General features: G+C 33.8%; 21 protein-coding genes and 1 riboswitch. Of the genes, 15 read left to right on the top strand and 6 right to left on the bottom strand.

Going from position 1 to position 20,509, the window contains the following annotated elements; all coding sequences use genetic code 11:
• Window positions 1–75 precede the first annotated feature (75 nt).
• The 4 genes from JHL15_RS17640 (at window position 76) to JHL15_RS17625 (ending at window position 3,241) form a co-directional block, all read left to right on the top strand.
• Window positions 76–582, top strand: a complete 507-nt coding sequence (locus JHL15_RS17640; RefSeq protein WP_200247904.1) for a DinB family protein — start codon at window positions 76–78, stop codon at window positions 580–582.
• A 36-nt stretch (window positions 583–618) separates the two neighbouring features.
• Complete coding sequence (locus JHL15_RS17635) at window positions 619–1,047, top strand: hypothetical protein (RefSeq protein WP_200247902.1); 429 nt, start codon at window positions 619–621, stop codon at window positions 1,045–1,047.
• A 141-nt stretch (window positions 1,048–1,188) separates the two neighbouring features.
• On the top strand, window positions 1,189–1,737 hold the full coding sequence (locus JHL15_RS17630; RefSeq protein ID WP_200247901.1) for an L-threonylcarbamoyladenylate synthase: 549 nt from the start codon (window positions 1,189–1,191) through the stop codon (window positions 1,735–1,737).
• Between the two features lie 85 nt (window positions 1,738–1,822).
• Window positions 1,823–3,241 (top strand): CCA tRNA nucleotidyltransferase, encoded by a 1,419-nt coding sequence (locus JHL15_RS17625; protein ID WP_200247899.1) that lies wholly within the window; start codon window positions 1,823–1,825, stop codon window positions 3,239–3,241.
• Window positions 3,242–3,622: 381 nt separating this feature from the next.
• On the opposite strand, the gene JHL15_RS17620 is transcribed toward JHL15_RS17625, so the two are convergent.
• The 3 genes from JHL15_RS17620 to JHL15_RS17610 all read right to left on the bottom strand — a co-directional run bounded on the left by JHL15_RS17620 (window position 3,623) and on the right by JHL15_RS17610 (window position 7,368).
• Window positions 3,623–4,696 (bottom strand): hypothetical protein, encoded by a 1,074-nt coding sequence (locus JHL15_RS17620; RefSeq protein WP_200247897.1) that lies wholly within the window; start codon window positions 4,694–4,696, stop codon window positions 3,623–3,625.
• Between the two features lie 13 nt (window positions 4,697–4,709).
• A complete protein-coding gene (locus JHL15_RS17615; RefSeq protein WP_200247896.1) occupies window positions 4,710–6,539 on the bottom strand; it encodes a TonB-dependent receptor plug domain-containing protein in 1,830 nt (609 codons plus the stop codon).
• Between the two features lie 34 nt (window positions 6,540–6,573).
• A riboswitch (cobalamin riboswitch) is annotated at window positions 6,574–6,750 on the bottom strand.
• Window positions 6,751–6,885: 135 nt separating this feature from the next.
• Window positions 6,886–7,368, bottom strand: a complete 483-nt coding sequence (locus JHL15_RS17610) for a cytidine deaminase (RefSeq protein WP_200247894.1) — start codon at window positions 7,366–7,368, stop codon at window positions 6,886–6,888.
• A gap of 102 nt (window positions 7,369–7,470) precedes the next feature.
• Here JHL15_RS17610 and namA point away from each other — a divergent pair, with 102 nt between their 5' ends.
• Genes namA through JHL15_RS17595 form a run of 3 tightly spaced genes read left to right on the top strand, consistent with a single transcriptional unit; the run spans window position 7,471 to window position 9,180 of the window.
• Window positions 7,471–8,523: an NADPH dehydrogenase NamA gene (namA, locus tag JHL15_RS17605; RefSeq protein WP_200247893.1), complete on the top strand. Its 1,053-nt coding sequence runs from the start codon at window positions 7,471–7,473 to the stop codon at window positions 8,521–8,523.
• Window positions 8,524–8,547: 24 nt separating this feature from the next.
• Window positions 8,548–8,838: a DUF2752 domain-containing protein gene (locus JHL15_RS17600; RefSeq protein ID WP_200247891.1), complete on the top strand. Its 291-nt coding sequence runs from the start codon at window positions 8,548–8,550 to the stop codon at window positions 8,836–8,838.
• 21 nt (window positions 8,839–8,859) lie between these two features.
• Window positions 8,860–9,180: a CCC motif membrane protein gene (locus tag JHL15_RS17595; protein ID WP_200247888.1), complete on the top strand. Its 321-nt coding sequence runs from the start codon at window positions 8,860–8,862 to the stop codon at window positions 9,178–9,180.
• Window positions 9,181–9,313: 133 nt separating this feature from the next.
• Here the strand turns inward: JHL15_RS17595 and JHL15_RS17590 are convergent, their stop codons facing one another.
• From JHL15_RS17590 to JHL15_RS17580, 3 genes are all read right to left on the bottom strand, one after another.
• Complete coding sequence (locus tag JHL15_RS17590; protein WP_200247886.1) at window positions 9,314–11,116, bottom strand: endonuclease; 1,803 nt, start codon at window positions 11,114–11,116, stop codon at window positions 9,314–9,316.
• A gap of 192 nt (window positions 11,117–11,308) precedes the next feature.
• A complete protein-coding gene (locus JHL15_RS17585) occupies window positions 11,309–11,836 on the bottom strand; it encodes a DUF4136 domain-containing protein (RefSeq protein ID WP_200247884.1) in 528 nt (175 codons plus the stop codon).
• 1 nt (window position 11,837) lies between these two features.
• Window positions 11,838–12,020, bottom strand: a complete 183-nt coding sequence (locus JHL15_RS17580) for a DUF5522 domain-containing protein (RefSeq protein ID WP_089027353.1) — start codon at window positions 12,018–12,020, stop codon at window positions 11,838–11,840.
• Between the two features lie 38 nt (window positions 12,021–12,058).
• On the opposite strand from JHL15_RS17580, the gene JHL15_RS21265 reads away from it, so the two are divergent.
• The 8 genes from JHL15_RS21265 to JHL15_RS17545 all read left to right on the top strand — a co-directional run bounded on the left by JHL15_RS21265 (window position 12,059) and on the right by JHL15_RS17545 (window position 20,455).
• A complete protein-coding gene (locus JHL15_RS21265; protein ID WP_234047797.1) occupies window positions 12,059–12,385 on the top strand; it encodes a hypothetical protein in 327 nt (108 codons plus the stop codon).
• A gap of 73 nt (window positions 12,386–12,458) precedes the next feature.
• Window positions 12,459–13,367 carry a 1-aminocyclopropane-1-carboxylate deaminase/D-cysteine desulfhydrase gene (locus JHL15_RS17575; protein ID WP_200247882.1) on the top strand — a complete coding sequence of 303 codons (909 nt, stop codon included), beginning with the start codon at window positions 12,459–12,461 and terminating at the stop codon, window positions 13,365–13,367.
• A 17-nt stretch (window positions 13,368–13,384) separates the two neighbouring features.
• Window positions 13,385–14,437: a glucosaminidase domain-containing protein gene (locus JHL15_RS17570; RefSeq protein ID WP_200247881.1), complete on the top strand. Its 1,053-nt coding sequence runs from the start codon at window positions 13,385–13,387 to the stop codon at window positions 14,435–14,437.
• Window positions 14,438–14,451: 14 nt separating this feature from the next.
• The gene (locus JHL15_RS17565; RefSeq protein WP_200247880.1) at window positions 14,452–15,423 is read left to right on the top strand and encodes a WG repeat-containing protein; all 972 of its coding nucleotides are present in this window, start codon (window positions 14,452–14,454) and stop codon (window positions 15,421–15,423) included.
• A 21-nt stretch (window positions 15,424–15,444) separates the two neighbouring features.
• Entirely contained in the window at window positions 15,445–16,728 is a 1,284-nt protein-coding gene (gene hemL / locus JHL15_RS17560) for a glutamate-1-semialdehyde 2,1-aminomutase (protein ID WP_200247879.1), read from the top strand.
• Window positions 16,729–16,888: 160 nt separating this feature from the next.
• Window positions 16,889–18,223 carry an amidohydrolase gene (locus tag JHL15_RS17555; protein ID WP_200247878.1) on the top strand — a complete coding sequence of 445 codons (1,335 nt, stop codon included), beginning with the start codon at window positions 16,889–16,891 and terminating at the stop codon, window positions 18,221–18,223.
• A gap of 62 nt (window positions 18,224–18,285) precedes the next feature.
• On the top strand, window positions 18,286–19,131 hold the full coding sequence (locus JHL15_RS17550) for an AraC family transcriptional regulator (protein WP_200247877.1): 846 nt from the start codon (window positions 18,286–18,288) through the stop codon (window positions 19,129–19,131).
• 79 nt (window positions 19,132–19,210) lie between these two features.
• The gene (locus JHL15_RS17545; protein WP_200247876.1) at window positions 19,211–20,455 is read left to right on the top strand and encodes an amidohydrolase; all 1,245 of its coding nucleotides are present in this window, start codon (window positions 19,211–19,213) and stop codon (window positions 20,453–20,455) included.
• The last annotated feature ends 54 nt before the right edge of the window (window positions 20,456–20,509 follow it).

Raw genomic sequence — 20,509 nt, 5'->3', positions numbered from 1 at the left:
AGCCAAAAAAGATAAATAATCAATGACTATTTGAGAACTTCATTACTCATAATTTATAACTCATAACTAACAATCATGTCAGATTTCCAAAAATACATTCAAAGATATTTAGACCAGATCCCTTCTGAGGATTGGATTGGGGAATTGAAAAAGTCGGGAGAAAAAACAATTGAAATTTATTCCGGCCTTACAGAGGAACAATCTCAATTTGCGTATGCAGATGCAAAATGGACCTTAAAAGAACTTTTACTACATCTGTCCGATACCGAAAGAGTTTTTCAGTATAGAGTTCTGGCTTTTGCAAGAGGAGAACAAGCTCCATTACCAGGATTTGACGAAAACGATTATGCCAATCGTTCTTTTGCCAACGAAAGAAGTTTGGAATCCTTGCTAGAGGAATACAAAACAGTGAGAAGATCTTCTCAAATATTAATTGAAACCCTTAATCCCAGTGTTTTGACGAACAAAGGAAAAGCCAGCGGAAATGAGGTTTCTGTAGAAACCGTTGGAAGATTGATTGTTGGGCACAATTATCATCATTTGCATATTATTGAAGAAAGGTATTTGCCGAACTTGGTTTAAAAAAATAAGAATTAATGCCAGTTGTAACCGAATTCAATGAAATCACATAAAATATTTTTAATATTACCTTTACTAACTTTTCTTATTTCTCTCTTTTTCACTGCTTTTAGCGTTGTTGATATGGGTAAGACCATAGATTATAAATCCGGGGAGCTTTTGTTTTTTGGATCAATTAGTTTTCTGGGAGGTGGGATATTAGAGTTTTTTATTTGGACAGCTAATGTTTGGCTTTTATTAGCTATTTTGTTTTTATACAAAAAAGAATATGTAATTGCTATTTTATTGAGCTTATTGGCTTTAATTATATCTTTATCATTTGTTTTTTGGAACGAAATTTTGGTTTCTGAAAATGGGAGAATGGGAGAGATCTATGGTTTAAAGACAGGATATTTCTTATGGGTTCTTTCCATTTTTTTTATGATGGGTTCTTCTATTTATTTAAGAATAAAATTTAGACATAATTGAGTCTTAATGTTGATCGTTGTTTTAATCACCTTCCAATGGCTTTAGCCAAAACATAACAGAAAATCCCTATTTTTGCTAAATAAATTTCAATTTGAAAGAGTACATAGAGACAAGTCTTTCTCTTTCATTTAAATATTAAAAATGGAAAACATTATCAATATATTAAAATCTGGTGGAACCATTCTTTATCCAACAGATACCATCTGGGGCATTGGTTGCGATGCTACTAATGTAGAAGCCATCAATAAAATCTTTGAGATTAAAAAACGTGAGAAGAACAAATCCATGATCATTTTAGTAGAGTCTGAAAAAAGACTTCAGGATTTGGTAGACGTTCCTCAGATGGCATGGGAAATTATTGATCTGAGTGAAAAACCAGTAACGATTGTTTATGAAAATCCCAGAGGACTGCCTAAAGAACTATTAGCAGAAGATGGAAGTGTAGGAATTCGTTTGGTGAAAAATGATTTCTGTAAAAAGCTTATTACTAAATTAAATAAACCATTAGTTTCTACCTCTGCCAATTTTAGTGGGGATAAAAGTCCGTTGAAATTTTCAGATATATCTCCGGAAATAATCAGTTTGGTTGATTATGCGGTGGAAGAAGATAGGGAGAAAGTTTCCAAATACTCAGGATCTTCAGTAATAAAAATCTGGAGCGATAATAGAATAAAGGTTCTTAGAGAATAGAAAACAAGATTTTAATTATCTTTGCAAAATCATTTTAACCATTAGGAAACTTAGTTTCTTAATGGTTTTACATTAAATAATAAATATGTTCATTAATCTCAATCAAAATAAAAATCTTAAACTTTTCAAAATAATTTCGGAAGTTGCTGCCAGAAATAATCAGTCAGTATATATTGTTGGTGGATATGTTCGGGACTTATTGATGAAAAGAAAAGCATCTACAGATATTGATTTTGTTACTGAACAAAGTGGAATAGAATTAGCCCAAAGTGTAGCTGGCGAAATTGACCCTAAGTTGAAGGTATCAGTTTTTAAGACCTACGGAACAGCGATGATCAAATATAAAGATCTTGAGCTTGAATTTGTGGGAGCAAGAAAAGAAAGTTATACTGAAAATAGCCGTAAGCCTGAAGTAGAAGGTGGGACTTTGGAAGATGACCAGAAGAGGAGGGATTTCACGATTAATGCAATGGCTATTTCTTTGAATAAAGACAATTTCGGAGAACTTATTGATCCGTTCAATGGAATAGAAGATCTGGAAAAAGGAATTTTAAGAACTCCATTAGAACCAGCTCAAACGTATTCTGATGATCCTTTGAGAATGATGCGTGCGGTTCGTTTTGCTTCAACCTTACAATTTACGATAGAGGAAAATTCCCTGGCAGCAATCAGTAAGGAAGTAGAAAGAATTAAAATTGTTTCAATGGAGAGGATCATGGTGGAATTTAATAAGATCATGCTTTCTGAAAAGCCATCTATTGGATTGAGCTTGCTTGAAAGGACAGGTCTTTTAAAATATATCATTCCTGAATTAATAGAACTAAAAGGAGTAGAAGAAGTCGAAGGTCAGACTCATAAAGATAATTTTTACCATACTTTAGAAGTTGTTGATAATATATCAGTCAATACAGATAAACTTTGGTTGCGTTGGGCTGCATTGCTTCATGATATTGGAAAAGCACCTACGAAAAAGTTTGTGGAGGGAACAGGATGGACTTTCCATGGACATGAATTTTTAGGTTCAAAAATGGTTAAAACCCTTTTCCAAAAACTTAAATTACCATTGGGGCCGGATATGAAGTATGTACAGAAAATGGTGAAACTTTCATCCCGCCCAATTGCATTGATTACAGATGATGCTTCTGATTCTGCATTGAGACGACTGCTGTTTGATGCTGGCGAGGATATGGAAGATCTATTTACCCTTTGTAAGGCTGATATAACGACCAAAAATTCCAAAAAGCAGGATAAGTTCAAACGTAATTTTGAATATGTTGCTGTGAAAATAAAAGAGGTTGAAGAGAAAGATCAGGTAAGAAATTTTCAGCCACCCATTTCTGGAGAGGAAATTATGGAGATGTTTGCCCTTAAACCAGGCCGTGAGATTGGAATTTTAAAAGAAAAAGTAAAAGAAGCGATTCTGGAAGGTGAAATTCTAAATGATCATGATGAGGCGAAGAAATTTGTTATTGTTGAAGCTGAAAAGTTGGGATTAAAAATATAAAATAATATGCTTTTTGGAGTTTTTGACTCATGCGTGTTGCTTCTTATTTTCATTTTTAATTATGGAATCTGGAAGTACAAAATAATTAAAAAATGTAACTGGAAAATTTATCTAGTTGCATTTTTATTTTTTGGTGGAGTAATCCCTATTTTATCTGTAGATTTTGAAATTCAAAAGGCTACATCGAAAACTGAGAATGTAGATAGTTTTAATCTTTTATATACTTATTTTAGATTTCCTATTTGGTGGTTTATTGGGATTTTGGAACTGGTCTTTATTTATCTTCAGACAAAGAAATCCGGGCTGCCCTAGGGCAGCCCGGAAAAAAACACAAATGATGAAAAAAAATAAAATTTATAAAGTACGCTTTATGCGTATTTTTTAGTTTTTGTAGAATCCGTTTGTTGCGATTCCTGTATTAAATGATTTTAATACTGAACCATTAGCAGCATTATAAATGTAAACTTTGCTATCAGCTGTATAACTTGCATCAGAAGCAAAAATCTTACCGTCGATTACATTAAAGCCATAAAGATTGCCTGGTGTTGTCACAATTGCTGTAGAAGGAGTGGAAGAATCCAGATTCATTGAATAAATTTTATTACTGCTATCTGCAAAATAGAATTTATTAGCATCAATTCTTAACTTTAATACCTTTGGAATTCCAGTAATTGATGTTGTTGTAAAGGTACCAGCTGATGCATTAATTTTATAAATGTATGAATTTGTGCTGCTTGAAGCAAGAACATAAGCACTTCCATTGTATGAAATCAGATCTCTGATGATCCCGTTACTTGGCAAAGTAACTACTTTATCTACAGTATTTGTTGAAGGCTTTACAATAGTTATAGTATATCCTGTTGGTAATTCGTTGTATGGGGGAGTCGTTTCATAAGTTATACCATCAGTTTGTACAACAATACTTCCGTTAGCTTCCACCACTTTTTCTGCTAACCTGTCAAAATTAATACTCTTTACAAAAGAATTGTTGTTGGTATTATAAACATTAAGCTTCTTCACCATCGTTCCAAAATTATTATTGGTCACATAATATTGATTTCCTGAAAATGTAATATACCTTGGATTATCAAGATTACTTGTTACTGTAGCTTGTTTCTTAAAAGAGTAACGATTTACAATGTCAATTTTGTTAGGAACATTTGATACCAAATAAGCATTGTCTCCACTAAAGCCTATTGTTTGTAGAACACTACCCAAAATTTCATTATTATTGTTTCGGGAATAAAGTTTATTTTCTACTGTTCCAAAATCATTACTAACAAAGGAAACCTCAGACGTAGGTGATGAAAAACCACCTTCATTACTAATAAGAACTCCGTTCTCATAAGCTCCTTTTGGTGGGTTATCGATGACAATGTCATTATCATCACTACAAGCAACATTAAAAAGTAATGTCGATGCAAAAGCAAGAGATAAGATCTTTCTGATTTTCATTTTGTTATATGTTTTAAAAATTAATATTTAAATTCAGACTGTAATTTCTTTTTGGTAGAGGATAAGATGCCATTGTATAATAGATCTGATCAAATATATTATTGACTTTAACTCCTACAGTATAATTCTTAAGAAATGTTGCAGATAATCCAGCATTCATGACAAAATAGGACTTCAAAGCATCGCTTCTTTTTTCATTCGTATCAATATAAGTAAGTCCATTAAACAATCCCTGGACATATAGTCTTATAAAGTCGTATTGATAATCAATATTTCCAAAGAATTTATGATAAGGAACATACATCAGTTGTTTCTGAGTTTCGAGATTTGTAGACTTGGTATATGAATATCCAAGATTCGTTTTTAAGGTATGCTTTTCAAAAGTCTTTTCATATTCAACTTGAGATTCAAGTCCGTAAGATTCAACTTTATTGGTATTTGTTGCCATATAGTAACCTAAAGAAGAGGGTAACCAATTGATCATATCATGAATCTTTAGGTAATAGGGCGTTAATGAAATTTTTATACCGGCTAATTTAAATTGATTTCTCAATTCAAACTGATAAGAAGTTTCAGGCTTTAAATCAATGTTTCCACCAGGCTGCCAATACAGATCGTTGAATGATGGGAAACGGAAATTTCTTGAAACACTAAGACTTGCATTATACCAGCGTAAAGCATCCCACTTCCCGGAAAATGAAAACTGGACAGGAGAACTAATGTCTTCAACAAAATCTTTCTTTATTCCAGCTTCGAAACGAAGATCTTTTGTTGTAAAGTAACGAAGTAATCCTGCTATAGAACCTACATTTCGGCTTACTTTCTTAATTTGTGAATCACCAACACCTTCTGCTTTATTCACCTGAAATTCGGTGATGAGATTAAAATTTAATTTTGGAATAATGAAATAGTTGAAATCATTTTTCAAAATATAATTTTTCCCTATGCCACCACTTGTTTCAGGTCTGTCAATATCGCCGAAGTACTGAAAGTTTTCTTCTGTATAAGCAGCTTTAAATGAATTACTGAATTTCGCCTGATTCCAGTCCCATGAAATCAAACTTCTGATATTTTGAGTTTCATATTTTGTTTTGGTCTGACTATCAAAAAAAACAGGATAGTGCTGATTTCCGTTAAAAAATTCTGATATCCAGGAAATCTGTTGGTGCGGGGCTATTTTATATGCTGCCGCAAAATTGAAATTAGAGTTATTATACGCTCCATTTCTATTGATATAATTTCGGGCTTCCTTTACTTCATAGTCATTTTCACTAATACTATGATGGGCTGAAGCTTTAAAACTGAACTTATCGTTGCTGAAAGAAGCTCTTCCAAAGTTATTGTAGGTGTTGAAAGAGGATGCCTCAGAAAATAGAGAAGCGTGAAACCCCTTATTAAAACTTAAATCATTATTTAGATGAATACTGCCTCCAATTGCGCCACTTCCATATTGTACACTGCCGCCACCGGCTTTTATATCAATCTGATCAAAACCCCAGAACGAAATGTTGTTTACATCACCTTGGCCAAGAAAATTAGAATTGATATTAATCCCATTCCATACAAAAGCAGTCTGTTGTGCAGTTGTTCCTCTAAATGAAGGAGATGAAACAGCACCACGACCATTTTCCTTAATATAAACACTGGATTGAAAACGTAAAAGCTCCGAAAGGTTGGTGGAATTTTTTTCTACATCCTGAGGAGTGATTGTATTAACCTTATGAAAAAGCTTTACTTTATTCATTTGGTTATCGAAAATATAAACGGTGTCAATTGCTTTCTCTTGTCCCAGACAAAGAAAATATGCAGATGATGATAAAAGTAGTACTAATGTTTTTTTCATACTATTTTACTTTTCCTCCGAAAGCAATATATTTTTGATATTATTAATTTTGGCAGGTCTCCTGACTTTCGCTTTTCTACACCTTCCCGTTTACACAGTGGTTTGTTATAGAAATTAAAATTGCGATCTACAGTTGCGGGGACAGTTTGGGATTTTCACCCAATTCCCTATTATTTTCAATAAGCTGAAAACCAAAATTTTTGCAAAGATAAGTTTTTAAAAAGAAATGCCAATTAAGTCTAATAATTTGTAATCAAATCAAGCATCTGGCAGAAGTTTATCACCTCGCAATTTTACAATTTTACAATTTCACGATTTAACAATTCCACAGTTTCACAATTTCACCCTATAAAAACGTTGCATCAAAAGTAAAAGGTAAAAGATCTTTAATCGAATTTACTTTTACAATCTCATCATTCATGCTTGAGAAATAAAGATCAATGTCTTCATTCTGTTTCGTTTCATATTCGATTAAGCTTTGTCTGCATGCTCCGCATGGAGGGATGGGAGGATTCTTTTCAGAGAATTCTTTAGGGCCTCCGACAATAAAGATCTTTTTAATCTTTTGATCCGGAAAATTGGCACCAATCCAGAATAAAGCTGTTCTCTCGGCACAAAGTCCGGAAGGGAAGGCTGCATTTTCCTGATTATTACCTGAGTATATTTCACCATTTTCTAGTAATACGGAGCAACCAACTAAAAACTCAGAGTAGGGAGCATAAGCATTTTCCCGAGCTACTTTTGCTCTTTCGAAAAGTTTTTTTTCTATATCGTTCAGTTCGCTACTATTTTTAAAATATTCGTAGCTGATCTGTATGTCTTTTTTCATATATTGGAGCCTAAAAAGGGGGGATAAAATTAGTTCTTTTTCGCCACGTAGGCAACCCTATTTCATCCCTCTCTTATAGCTAAAATTCAAAAACAGACAAACATGTTATATACTCCTATACAATTTAGAAATGTAGAACTTAAGAATCGTTGGGTAATGTCTCCAATGTGTATGTATTCTTGTGAAAACGGATTGGCAAATGATTTTCATTTTGTCCATTATGGGAGCAGATCTCAGGGAGGAACGGGCTTAATAATGATTGAAGCAACTGGTGTGGAACCTCGTGGAAGGATTACCAATAAATGTATGGGAATCTGGAATGATGAACAGGCAGAAAAACTTCAGAAAATTGTAGAATTCGTGCACTCAAATTCCGAAAGTAAAATAGGGATCCAATTAGCTCATGCCGGAAGAAAGGGGTCTACATGGAATAATATTCAGATTCCTGTTGAAGAAGGTTGGGAAACTGTGGCTCCGAGTCCGATTCCTTATCACCCTACGGAAAGAATTCCACATGTTTTAACGATTGAGGAAATTAAAACACAGGTTCAAAACTTTAAAGAGGCAGCAAGAAGAGCTGTAAAAGCAGGATTCAATATTATTGAAATTCATGGTGCTCATGGGTATTTGATTCATCAGTTTTTATCTCCCCTTTCCAATATAAGAACAGATGAGTATGGTGGTAGTTTTGAAAACAGAATAAGATTTTTATTAGAAATCGTAGATGCAGTTAACGAAGAACTCAATGAAAATGTAGCATTGTTTGTAAGGATTTCAGGAACTGAGTATGCTGAAAATGGATGGGATGTAAATGGCAGTGTAGAATTAGCAAAAGTATTAAAAGAGCACAAAGTTGATTTAATCGATGTTTCTAGTGGGGGGAATATCCATGGAGCAAAAATTTCTGTATTTGATGGTTATCAGGTTCCTCTTTCTTCACAAGTAAAAAATGAGGCCAATGTAAAAACCGGAGCAGTAGGCTTAATTACTAAAATAGAACACGCTGAAAGTATTTTACAAAAGGGAGAAGCAGATTTGATATTTATTGCCAGGGAGATTCTTAGAAATCCGTATATTGCTGTTCAGGGATCGTTTGAAATGAAAGAAAATTGTTTTTTCCCTCATCAATATCTGAGAGCTAAAATTTCTTCTTAATTTTAAAAAGTAAAAATATAGGAAATGAAAATTGAAGATTTTATGCTGCCTTGTCCAAGCAAGAAATTTCTAGGAATTGAATGTTTTGGCTGTGGCACACAGAGAGCGATTGTTTTGGTTTTTGAAGGTAAATTTTCTGAAGCCTTTCATATGTTTCCGGCAGTGTATACTTTACTTCTGTTTTTGTTTACTGTGGGACTTAATTTTATTGATAAAAAAAGAAGTTATGGTAATATATTGGTTTTTTTAGCAATTATTAATTCAATTATCATGGTAGTTTCCTATTTTTACAGACATCCATTACCAATAAATTAAAATTAAACAAAATAAATAACTATGAATCAAAAATTGCCAAATGCAACAACAGTATTAGTATTAGGGATTGTTGCGATCCTGGGAAGCTGCTGCTGTAACGGGATTGTCGGAGTAATCTGTGGACTAATCGGAATGAATCTTTATAACAAAGACAATGCTCTATATCAGGCCAACCCAAGTCTCTATTCAGATTTTGATAATTTAAAAGTCGGGAGAATATTGTGTATCATTGGTCTTATTATAGGAGTTTTAAGCCTAATATATATGATCTTTGTACTTTCAACAGTGGGTTGGAGTGGTTATATGGATCAAATTAATCAACTTAAAAACATGGGTAAATAAATATCCGATACATAATAAATCAAAAAGCTGTAATGAAAATTGCAGCTTTTTTTATATAGAATAAAGAAGTGCTAAACATAAAAGAAGCCTTCTCTTGATCAAGAGAAGGCTTTTTCTTTATTAAATGAGATTCTTATTTAATAATAAATTTCAGACTGGAGTTATCTAATTTTAAAATATAGATTCCCTGTGTAAGACTTTTGATTTTAATTGAACCTTTGCTATTTTTAAAAGGATCATTGATCGTTTGCATTACTTTTCCTTGTAAATTATAGATCTCAGCTTTTTTGATATTTTGAGTTTCTCCTTTTACAAATATTTCCTGATTTGAAATTGGGTTAGGATAAATCTGTAAATCTTTAGATTCTGCTTGTACTGCAGATGGAGCACTTTTACTTTGCTTTCCTGTTCCTGAGTAACAAGTCCAGCTTAGATTATCAATAGCCACTCTGTTGCTTGAAGAGTTGTTCTCTAATGTGATGATCACATTACCGGAAACATTAATATTATTAATCGTAGTGGTTGCTGCTGTTGTGCTATAAGGAATCGTTCCTGCCTGTACTCCGTTTACAAGAACATTAAATGTCCCGTTGCTTCCGCTAAATTTTAATTGAGTAGTTACTGTTAATGATCCTATACCATTAGCTGAACTGCTTGATTTTAAAGAACCATCACGTACTGTTATTGCCTTATTAGAAATAGTCTGATCCGTTCTTGCATCCGTTGCAGTCCATGTAATTCCACTATTAGTCCACGTTCTTGTAGAATAACTGGATGAACTTCCTGTTGGAATAGTTTCAAAAGTTTCACTTACACAATCAGTACCTGGATTGGTAGTCCCTCCGGATTCTGTAGTTGCAGAAACAGTAGAACTGTTTGAAGAAACGTTTCCTGCTGCATCTTTAGCTACTACATAGAAAGTATACGAAGTAGAAGGACTAAGACCTGATACAGTTGCTGAAGTTGAGCTTACATTGGTTTTTAGACTTCCGTTCATATAAACATCATATGAAGAAACTCCAATATTATCAGTTGATGCAGTCCAGGAAAGAGAAACGCTGCTTGATGTTTTTCCTGAAACGCTAAGACCCGTAACTGTAGTAGGAGCCTGAGTGTCATTTGAAGGTTGTTGTGATCCCCAGATTTGATTTACATATGCAGGGTTATCAATAAATGGATTTCTATTTCCCTGATAAGCATAAGATGCATTATTTCTAACAATTTCTGCCTGAGAAACAGGGTCTTGATTATGCCATGCTAACAAAACATTTAGCTCCCAGGTCTGTAATCCAGGGAAAGTTGTATTTCCAAGCATATTACCTGAAGAGAAAGTAGAAAGTTTACTTTGGTAACGTGTAACAAAATAGAAGATCATACGGGCAATATCACCTTTGAATTCATCAATTGGTTCGAAAACCGTTCCTCCATATCCTGAAGAAACAGAATTACCTAATTTTGAACCATTTTTAGAAGTGAAAGTTGCTGTTCCTACTTTTCCGTACGGGTAGTTAGATCTCATCCCGTTTACTTTTCCATCTGTTGCGCGGATAAAGTTAACATCAGCTACCATTGGTGAAGCTTCATTGAATAAACTCTGTGGTACAACGTGCTCACGGTTGTAACAGTTTCCTTCTACAGAATAAGTACCACACTGATTAGTAACTACAGTATAGTTGTAAGGATCTGCACCATTTGGTTTTTCAGAATAGATGTCCATAATAGAACCATCATTCTCATATGTTTTATCAATGTCGGTTGTTTTATACGCTGTCCAAAGCCCTCCATAGCCTTTGTCCTGATGACCATTTGTGATAATAGAGCTTAGCTCAGTTTTTAGAGCTGCTCCTGCTAATCCATTTGCAGAAGAATAATATCCTGCGGGAGCCTGAGCATTGGCAAGACCTGCAAAAGCAAGAAATAAGATAATTTTTTTCATATTAATAAAATTTTTAGGGTGTAAGATTACTACAATTTTACGAAAAGATAAATTACATTATTGTTAATTTTGAATGCTATGCATTACGTGGTTACAGTCGACCTTTTTTAGATAACTATTGCTTAAAATAAAAAAGCCAATACAAAAATAATGTACTGGCTTTATATACTGTATATAATTGAATTATATCATTTATTTTCTCTGTGGAGGATAATTTTTCATGATTTCCGCCATGATTTCCGGAATTTGTCTTTGTTTGGATTTTGGAGAATCTACAGATATTCCACTTCCGATACCTTGCCAAACAAGTTTGTTACTTTTCGTGTCAACAAGGTCAACAATTAAAGCTCCTTCATTATAGTTGCTTGTCCATGTTCTGTTCATTCCAACACCCCATCCGAAAGGGCCTCCCCATCCCCACATTCCGTAAGGAGAAGAACTGTTGATATCTGTTATTTTTTTATGATTGGCCTTTACATTAACAATTAAATCCGGATTTTCTCCTGATGTAAGACCTTTGCTTTGCAATTGTCTTGACAACTCATTCAAAACTCTGTCTTTATCAATATCATTCAGTTTCAAGTCATCAATTCTTATTTTGTAAGTTTTATAAGAAGTGAAATTAGCTGTTTCTGCATAGTCAGAACGTACCTGGAAAGGACTACAAGAAGTTAAGCCCAAAGTAGCCACGGCTAACAAAATAAAAATATATTTTTTCATTTTATTTATTTTTTTTATCGTTTTTAATAAAAGTATCGGTCTTTTTATCGTATCCGTAAGGACAATGTCTACAGCCACTCTTACAACAATATCCTCGCTTCAGATGAAACTTTTCTGTGAAGACTTTATATCCTTGTTCATTATAGTAAAAGTCTTCGTGTTCTTTGATGTCAAAATGAGCCATAAGTTAAATCTTGATCAAAAACATTTATATTTGTTATCATGATAATTGTGTGCCAAAAACCATTAAAAAAATTAAAAATTAATGGCATCGCTCTGTTTCCTTTTATCTTCGTAAGAAAACCCGAAGATAAGGAAAATAATGTATTGATTAATCACGAAAAAATTCATTTAAGACAACAATTAGAATTGTTGATTATTTTCTTTTATATTTTCTATGTGATAGAATATTATTATCATTTTTTTAAATTGAAAGATGCTTACCTGGCTTATCGAAATATATCGTTTGAGAAAGAGGCTTATGCAATGGAAGATGATTTTAGTTATCTTAAAAAAAGAAAACTATGGAACTTTCGAAAATATTTATAGGAGTATATATATTATTAAAAAGATAATACTGTTTTAAAATGGTAATTTTGCTGCATTAGTCCCATCAGAATAAATGATATTACAGATTCCTACTGATCCTGTTCCCATTCAGGAAATATCCGTTGATAAAAATATTAAGCTTTTCATGAAGAGAGAAGACCTTGTGCATCCTCTTATTTCCGGAAATAAATATTGGAAACTTTTTCATAATGTAAATGCTTATCTGGAAAAAGAAATTGAAAATCCAATGATCATTACATTTGGTGGTGCTTATTCCAATCATATTTCTGCGGTGTCTGCGGTAGGAAAATTATCAGGTGTTCGAACAGTAGGAATTATAAGAGGTGAGGAACTCCATGAAAAATGGCGGGACAATCCAACTTTAGTTTTTGCATTTAGAAACGGAATGAATTTAAAATTTGTGTCCCGTGAAGAATATCGTAATAAAGAGAAATTGTCCGAGTTTTTACAACAGGAATTCCCTAATGCTTTAATTGTTCCTGAAGGTGGAACTAATGAAGATGCCGTTCAGGGGATAAAAATGATGCTCAATAATGAAACAAAAGATTTTGATTATCTTTGCACCGCAGTTGGAACTGGAGGAACAATTGCAGGTATTTCGAAATTTTGTGAAGAGAATCAGAAAGTTATAGGTTTTAAAGCAGTAGACGATTCTTCTTTAGAAAATACAATCGATCAATTAACCTTAAAGAAAAACTACAATCTAATAAATTCTAGTTTCGGAGGTTATGGTAAAATAAAGAATGACAACATCCGTTTTATTAATGATTTTAAAGAGAAATATGATATTCCTCTTGAACCGATTTATACGGGAAAGATGATGCAAAGGGTTTTCGAACTAATAGATGAAGGGTATTTTCCAGAAGAGAGCAAAATTTTGTGCTTCCACACCGGAGGATTACAAGGGATTGAAGGAGCTAATATGCTCTTAGAAAAACAGAATAGAAAATTAATTATATAAAGTAAAAATTGAAAAACATGAAAAGACTTTTCTTACTAATAAGCCTTTTAGTTTTATCAAAATTCTCAGCTCAGACCTGGGCTACTGAAGACCAATACATTCAAAAATTCGCTCAATATGCAGTAGAAGAAATGGAAAAGTATAAGATTCCTGCTTCTATTACTCTTGCTCAGGGACTTCTGGAAACCGGAGGGGGGCAAAGCAGATTGGCTCAGGAAGGGAAAAATCACTTTGGGATAAAATGTAAAGAAGATTGGACGGGTAAAACCATGAAGCATACTGATGATGCACCTAATGAATGCTTCAGAGTATATGATGATCCGAGACAATCTTATGAAGATCACTCCATATTTTTATCAACAAGAAAATACTATACAAACCTCTTCAATCTGGACATGAAGGATTACAGAGCCTGGGCATATGGTCTTAAAAAGGCTGGATATGCAACCAATCCTCGCTATGCATCTATTCTTATTGGTAAAATTGAAAGATATAAATTGTATGAATTTGATAATACCAATTCCAGAGAAGTTCTTTATGCTGTATTAAGTTTATATCCTGATTTAAAAGATGACAGAACTTTTATGGCACAGCTGGAGCCATCAAAGGTTACAAAGAAAGATCCTGTTACTGTAAGTGTTCCTTATAAGCAAACTTCTTACGCACAACAGCAGAAAAGGGTAGAGAGGATTAAAACAAAAGCTGAAATTTTAAATTCAATTTTAATAAAAAGTCATCCTAATGATGGTCTGAAATATATCGTTATTCCTGAAGATACTGATGTGAAATACATTGCCAATAAATTCAAGGTAAGTGAAGGTAGGTTGATCAAATGGAATGAGCTGGAAGGTACTACGTTGAGGAAAAACGAAATTGTATTTCTGGAATCGAAAAACTCAACCGGAAATACAGCTATTTATAAAGCCGAATCGGGAGAAGATATGCATGACATTGCACAAAAATTCGGAATCAAGTTGCATAAACTATATGCGAAAAACAGAATGGATGAAGGGCAGCAGCCTTCTCCGGGACAGTTGATTTATCTGATCGATAAAAAGCCTAGAAATTAATATTCAATCAATCCATGAAGGTACTCCATGTGAATTTTAAATATCTCGCGGTATTTTTATTATTCATATCATGTAAAATTTTTTCGCAAGAACTGGATTATATTCCTTATAGAAGAGGAAAGATGTGGGGATTATGTGATTCGTCTAAGCGGATAATAGTTCAGCCGCAATATTACAGTATTAGTTCCTATGATCATTCAGTTGGTGGATTTCATGCAGAGCAAAATGGTAAATTCGGGATCATTGACAAAAATGGAATTCAGATAATGCCTTTTATATCAGAAGGGACACCGATTATTATACAAGGAGAAAATTACATTGTATTTGATGGATGGGATCGTTATTATTATTCGGTCAAGACAAAGATGAAGCTGGATAAGTACATAGAATCGGCACGAGCACCAATAGGCGATAGTTGGGGAGGATCAAGATTACAAGAAGGTAAGCAGAAAGAAGTGAAGATGAGCTGGGAGGATTTGGATGATGAGGATCTTACAATGTTGAAACCATATGATAATGAAGATACCTATTTTCTAGATTTTAAAAGGAATTTTATTGAGATTCAGGCAAAAGATAATTTTGTGGGTATTTATATTCCTCAGATCAAGAAAATATTTTTAAATACAACAGAAGTAGCGCATGTTGGCTGGCAATTTTATAATAAAAAGCCTTATGTATTTACAACAAACTCTACACACCTTTTTGGATTGGTAGATGAGAATTCCAAAGAAGTTTATCCGATTAAGTATCATTCAATTGCTCTATTTGATGGATACAGATTAGTGGTCCTTTCTGAGCCAGATCCAACTAATCCAAATAGTTTATTGTATAAAACGATCTTGCCAAATAGTAAACTTTTGGATGGGCAGTATAATGTGGGTGAAGAAATATTTAAAAATGGATATCCTTTTCAACTATATTATAAAATAGTTGATGGACAAAAAAATTATGCGGGAGAAGATGGAACCCTTTATTTTGAGGGTTAAATAATAAAGAAAAAATAGAAAATGAAATATCAAAGAAGTTCAGCTTTATTTGAAGAAGCTTACAAATACATTCCAGGTGGAGTAAATTCTCCGGTTCGTGCATTCAAATCAGTGGGAGGAGTTCCTGTTTTTATGAAATCTGCAAAAGGTGCCTATCTTACAGATGAAGATAATAATACCTATGTTGACTATATCAATTCATGGGGTCCTGCTATTCTTGGACATACGCATCCTGAGGTTTTAGAGGAATTAAAATTGCAAGCTGAAAAGGGGTTCTCCTTTGGTGCGCCAACAGAACTGGAAACGGAAATTGCAAAATTCATTGTAGAAAATGTTCCTAATATTGATCAGATCAGAATGGTTTCTTCAGGAACTGAGGCTTGTATGAGTGCAATCAGATTGGCAAGAGGATATACAGGAAGAGATAAGATTGTGAAGTTTGAAGGATGCTATCATGGCCATTCAGATTCATTTTTAATCAAAGCAGGAAGTGGTGCTGCAACTTTTGGAAATCCAAATTCTCCGGGAGTAACTCAAGGAACGGCAAAGGATACCCTTTTAGCAAGATACAATGATTTTGAACAAGTAGAAGACTTGTTCCGTCACAATCAGGGAGAGATTGCTGCAATAATTATTGAACCGGTTGCCGGAAATATGGGTTGTGTTCTTCCTGAAAATAACTTTCTACAAAACTTAAGAAAAATCTGTGATGAGAATGGTGCTTTATTAATTTTTGATGAGGTAATGACTGGTTTCAGATTGGCTTTTGGAGGAGCTCAGGAATTATACAACGTAAAGGCTGATTTGGTAACTTATGGGAAAGTAATTGGAGGTGGTCTTCCGGTAGGAGCTTTTGCAGGACGAAATGAAATTATGGATCATCTGGCTCCAAAAGGTGGAGTGTATCAGGCGGGAACGTTAAGTGGTAATCCATTAGCAATGAGAGCAGGGTTAAAAACACTTCAATTGATCAAAAGCGACCAGAACTTCTTCGAAGGAATTAATAAGACAACAGAAACTTTGGATTTTGAAATTGGAAAAATTTTAAATGAAAAAGGGATTGCTCATAAAATCAACAGAAAAGGATCTATGATGTCTGTTTTCTTTCATATCAATAGAGTTTCGAATTTTGATGAAGCTCAAGAGGCTAATCATTCTTTATTCAATAATTTTTTCCATCAAATGCTAAGCAATGGAATTTATCTTCCACCAAGTGGTTATGAAACCTATTTCATCAGTGATGCTATTAAAGATAGAGAAATTGATATGACCTTGGAAGCAGTAAGGAAATTTGAATATTCTTAATTGTATTTAAAAGTAAAAATAAAAAGGACCAGGTTTTTAATCTGGTCCTTTTTTATTACAAAGAGAAAACCATAATTCAAATAAATCATACTGATGTTGTTATAATCGATACCCATTCTTTATATGAGTTCTTTCTAATTTTGTAATAAATAAATTAGGCATGAACATTTCAAACGACATATCACGTAAAGACTTCATCAAGACTTCTGCTTTGGCAATGGCAGGATTAACTTTAGCTTCAGGTTCAATGAAAGCTGCAAGTTTATTTTCCGAGACTAATCCTCATTTGGTAAAAGGGAAACTGGGTCTGAAAAATGTACGTTTGGAAACCGGCTTTGAATATGAAGAAGGTGAGGCCATTTCAACAAAAACGGATTTGTTCTTCATTGAAATAGAAAATGGAAAAATAAGTACAATATCTCCCAATCAACCAAATGCTAAAGCAATTGATGCTAAAGGGTTCCTAATGCTTCCTGCTTTTAAGGATATGCATATTCATTTAGATAAAACCTTTTATGGCGACCATTGGCAGGCTATTAAAAAAAGAACTGGTGGGGTAAAAGGGATGATTGCTTTAGAACAGAAGATACTTCCGGAAATGTTGAAAAATTCAACTTTTAAAGCGGAAAAAATGATAGAACTACTGCAGTCTAAAGGAACTTCTTTTGCACGAAGTCATGTGAATATAGAACCTACTTCAAAGTTGGATTCTCTGAAAAATCTGCAAAAAGCACTGGAGAACAAAAAGAAAACTTTTGGAGCAGAATTGGTTGCTTTTCCTCAGCATGGAGTTTTTTATACAGATTCAGTACCTTATCTGAAAGAGGCTGCAGCTATGGATATTGATTTTATTGGTGGAGTAGATCCCTTTACAATCGATGGTAATATTGAAAAAACAATTGACTTTACGGTTCAGCTTGCATTGGATCATCAAAAAGGAATTGATATTCATTTGCATGAATTGGGAGAATCCGGTTTGAAAACCGTTGAATACCTTATTGATAAAGTTACTGAAAATCCTTCCCTTAAAGGAAAAACTTACCTAAGCCATTGTTTTATATTAGGAAAACTTGATAAACCTAAACAGGAAGAGGTCGCTGAAAAGTTAGCAAATGCCCAAATAGGAATCGTTTCCACCATTCCTTTTGGAAGTCTTATTATGCCGATTCCTACTTTGTATAAACATAATGTAACTGTTTTAACGGGTAATGACAGTATTGTTGATCACTGGAATACTTTTGGAACAGGAAGCGTGCTACAGAAAGCGAATTTAATGGCTCAATTGTACGGATATTCAACAGAGTTTTTATTATCAAGAAGTTTGAAGCTGGCAACAGGAAATATTCTTCCATTGGACGACAAAGGAAATCAGCAATGGCCTAAAAAAGGAGATGATGCTAATCTTGTATTTCTCAATGCAAGCTGTTCTGCGGAGGCTGTTTCAAGGATATCTCAAGTAGAATCTCTGATTCATCAGGGGAATGTTGTTTTTTAATAAGGTTCATCATTCACTCTCATAAAATTTACTTATTTTAGGAAGTAAATTATAAGAATAGAATGAATCAGCAATCAGATTACTTTCCCGTTTTAGGTCTTCAGGAGTTTAGTGAAGATCAATCTTTGGGTTGTAATCTGCTGTTTAATGAACTTCATGGAGAAAGATCAATTGATGAGCCGCATAAACATGATTTTTTTATTATTAATCTTTTTGAAAAGGGGAAAGGCTCACATACCATTGATTTTATAGAATATGAGGTTGAAAACAATCACATCCATCTTGTTTTTCCGGGACAGGTCCACCAATGGATCATCGAAAAAGAGACAGTTGGATATCAGCTCATGATCAGTCGTCAGTGGTTTGAAAGTTTTCTCCCGGCACTGAGGTTCTCAATTTCCTATTATCAAAGCCATCCCGTTATTACAATTTCCGAAGCAATGCATCAATTGCTTCTGTATGAATTTAAAGCTATCCAAAGTGCATTGAGTGGGGAAAATATATTTTGGGAACTGATACAAAAAAGGGGCGAAGTTATTGGTTTGCTTATCAGTAAATCTGTAGAAGGAACATTTAATGATTTTGAAACTTTTAATTCAAATCCTATTATTTCAAAATTTTTGCATCTTATAGATGAATACTATAAAGAAGAACGCTCTGTTTCTTTTTACGCTGAAAAACTGAGTATTTCGGCTAATTATTTAAATATTGTAAGCCGAAAGAATCTAAACGCATCAGCCTCTTCTCTGATTCAGGATCGGATTTTACTTGAAGCAAAACGTTTGCTAAAGGTCTCAGAAATGTCTGTGAAAGATATTGTTTATGATCTGGGTTTTTATGACCATGCAAGTTTTTCTAAGTTTTTCAAAGCTCAGACGGGAATGACTCCGTCACAATTCAAAGAGTAATAATTGATACAAAGCATCATATGATTGATACACTTCTTTTTAAATGAGGTGCGGTAACTTTGTGATATAAAATCAAAGTATGCAGTCAGAATATAAGTCAATTGCCAATGGAATCTACACATTAAAAAATGTGCGTTTGGAAACCGGTTTTGAATACGATGGCAAAGATGTGATAAAAACAAAAACAGATCTGTTTTGTATTGAAATTGAAGAAGGGAAAATAAAAGCAATTAAACCCAATAGTGATATACAATCGAATGGGATTGATGTAAAAGGAAAGCTAATGCTTCCTGCATTCAAAGACATGCATGTTCATTTAGATAAAACCTTATATGGACTACCATGGCAGGCTCTTTCTCCTAAAAGGAAAACCGTGAAAGATATGATTGCTTATGAGCAGCAAATTATTCCCGAGCTTCTGAAGACTTCGGTTGAAAGGGCAGAACAACTGATCTCTTTACTGCAAAACTATGGAACAACATATGCAAGAACTCATTTTAATGTGGATCCTACTTCTGGGCTAAAGTCATTAGAAAATTTAGAAAAGGCATTGCAACACAAAGAAGATTCTTTTAAAGCCGAATTAGTGGCTTTTCCACAACATGGATTGTATTATACTGATTCTGCTTCTATCATGAAAGAAGTCGCAGCATTTAAGAGCGTTGATTTCATAGGAGGGCTGGATCCTTACAGTATTGATGGGAATATTGAAAAAGTAATCGATTTTACTGTCCAACTGGCGATTGACCATCACAAGGGAATCGACATTCATTTACATGAATCCGGCGAATCGGGAATGAAAACGATCAATTATTTAATTGATAAAGTGATTGAGAACCCACGACTTCAGGGAAAAACTTTTATCAGTCATGCTTTTGCTTTAGGGCATCTTTCACCCAATGAAACAGAACATATTGCAGAAAGATTAGCTGCTGCCAAGGTTGGAATTGCTTCTTCAGTTCCTTTCAGGGGAACAATTATGCCCATTCCCACATTAAAAAAATATGGTGTCAATGTTTTAATTGGAAACGATAACGTACAGGACTACTGGAGTACTTTCGGATCTGGAAACATGTTGCAGAAAGCCAATTTAATTGCAGAACTGTATGGCTATGAAACAGAATGGGAGCTTTCTCGTACTTTGGCATTTGCCACTCAAAATATTCTCCCACTAGATGAAAAAGGAAATCAACAATGGCCACAAAAAGGAGACCTGGCCAATGCTGTTTTTATAGATGCAAGCTGTTCTGCAGAGGCTGTCTCACGAATGTCTAAAGTCGAGGGTTTAATTACAGAAGATCATTTACTCTGTAAAGAGTTCTAATATAGTTTTTTAATACTTGTTTTTGTAATCGAAACACCATTGTAAATTAATTTA

The organism is Chryseobacterium paridis, assembly GCF_016595215.1.
In the GTDB taxonomy this organism is placed as follows: domain Bacteria; phylum Bacteroidota; class Bacteroidia; order Flavobacteriales; family Weeksellaceae; genus Chryseobacterium; species Chryseobacterium paridis.
This window is presented reverse-complemented; position numbering and strand designations above follow the sequence as displayed.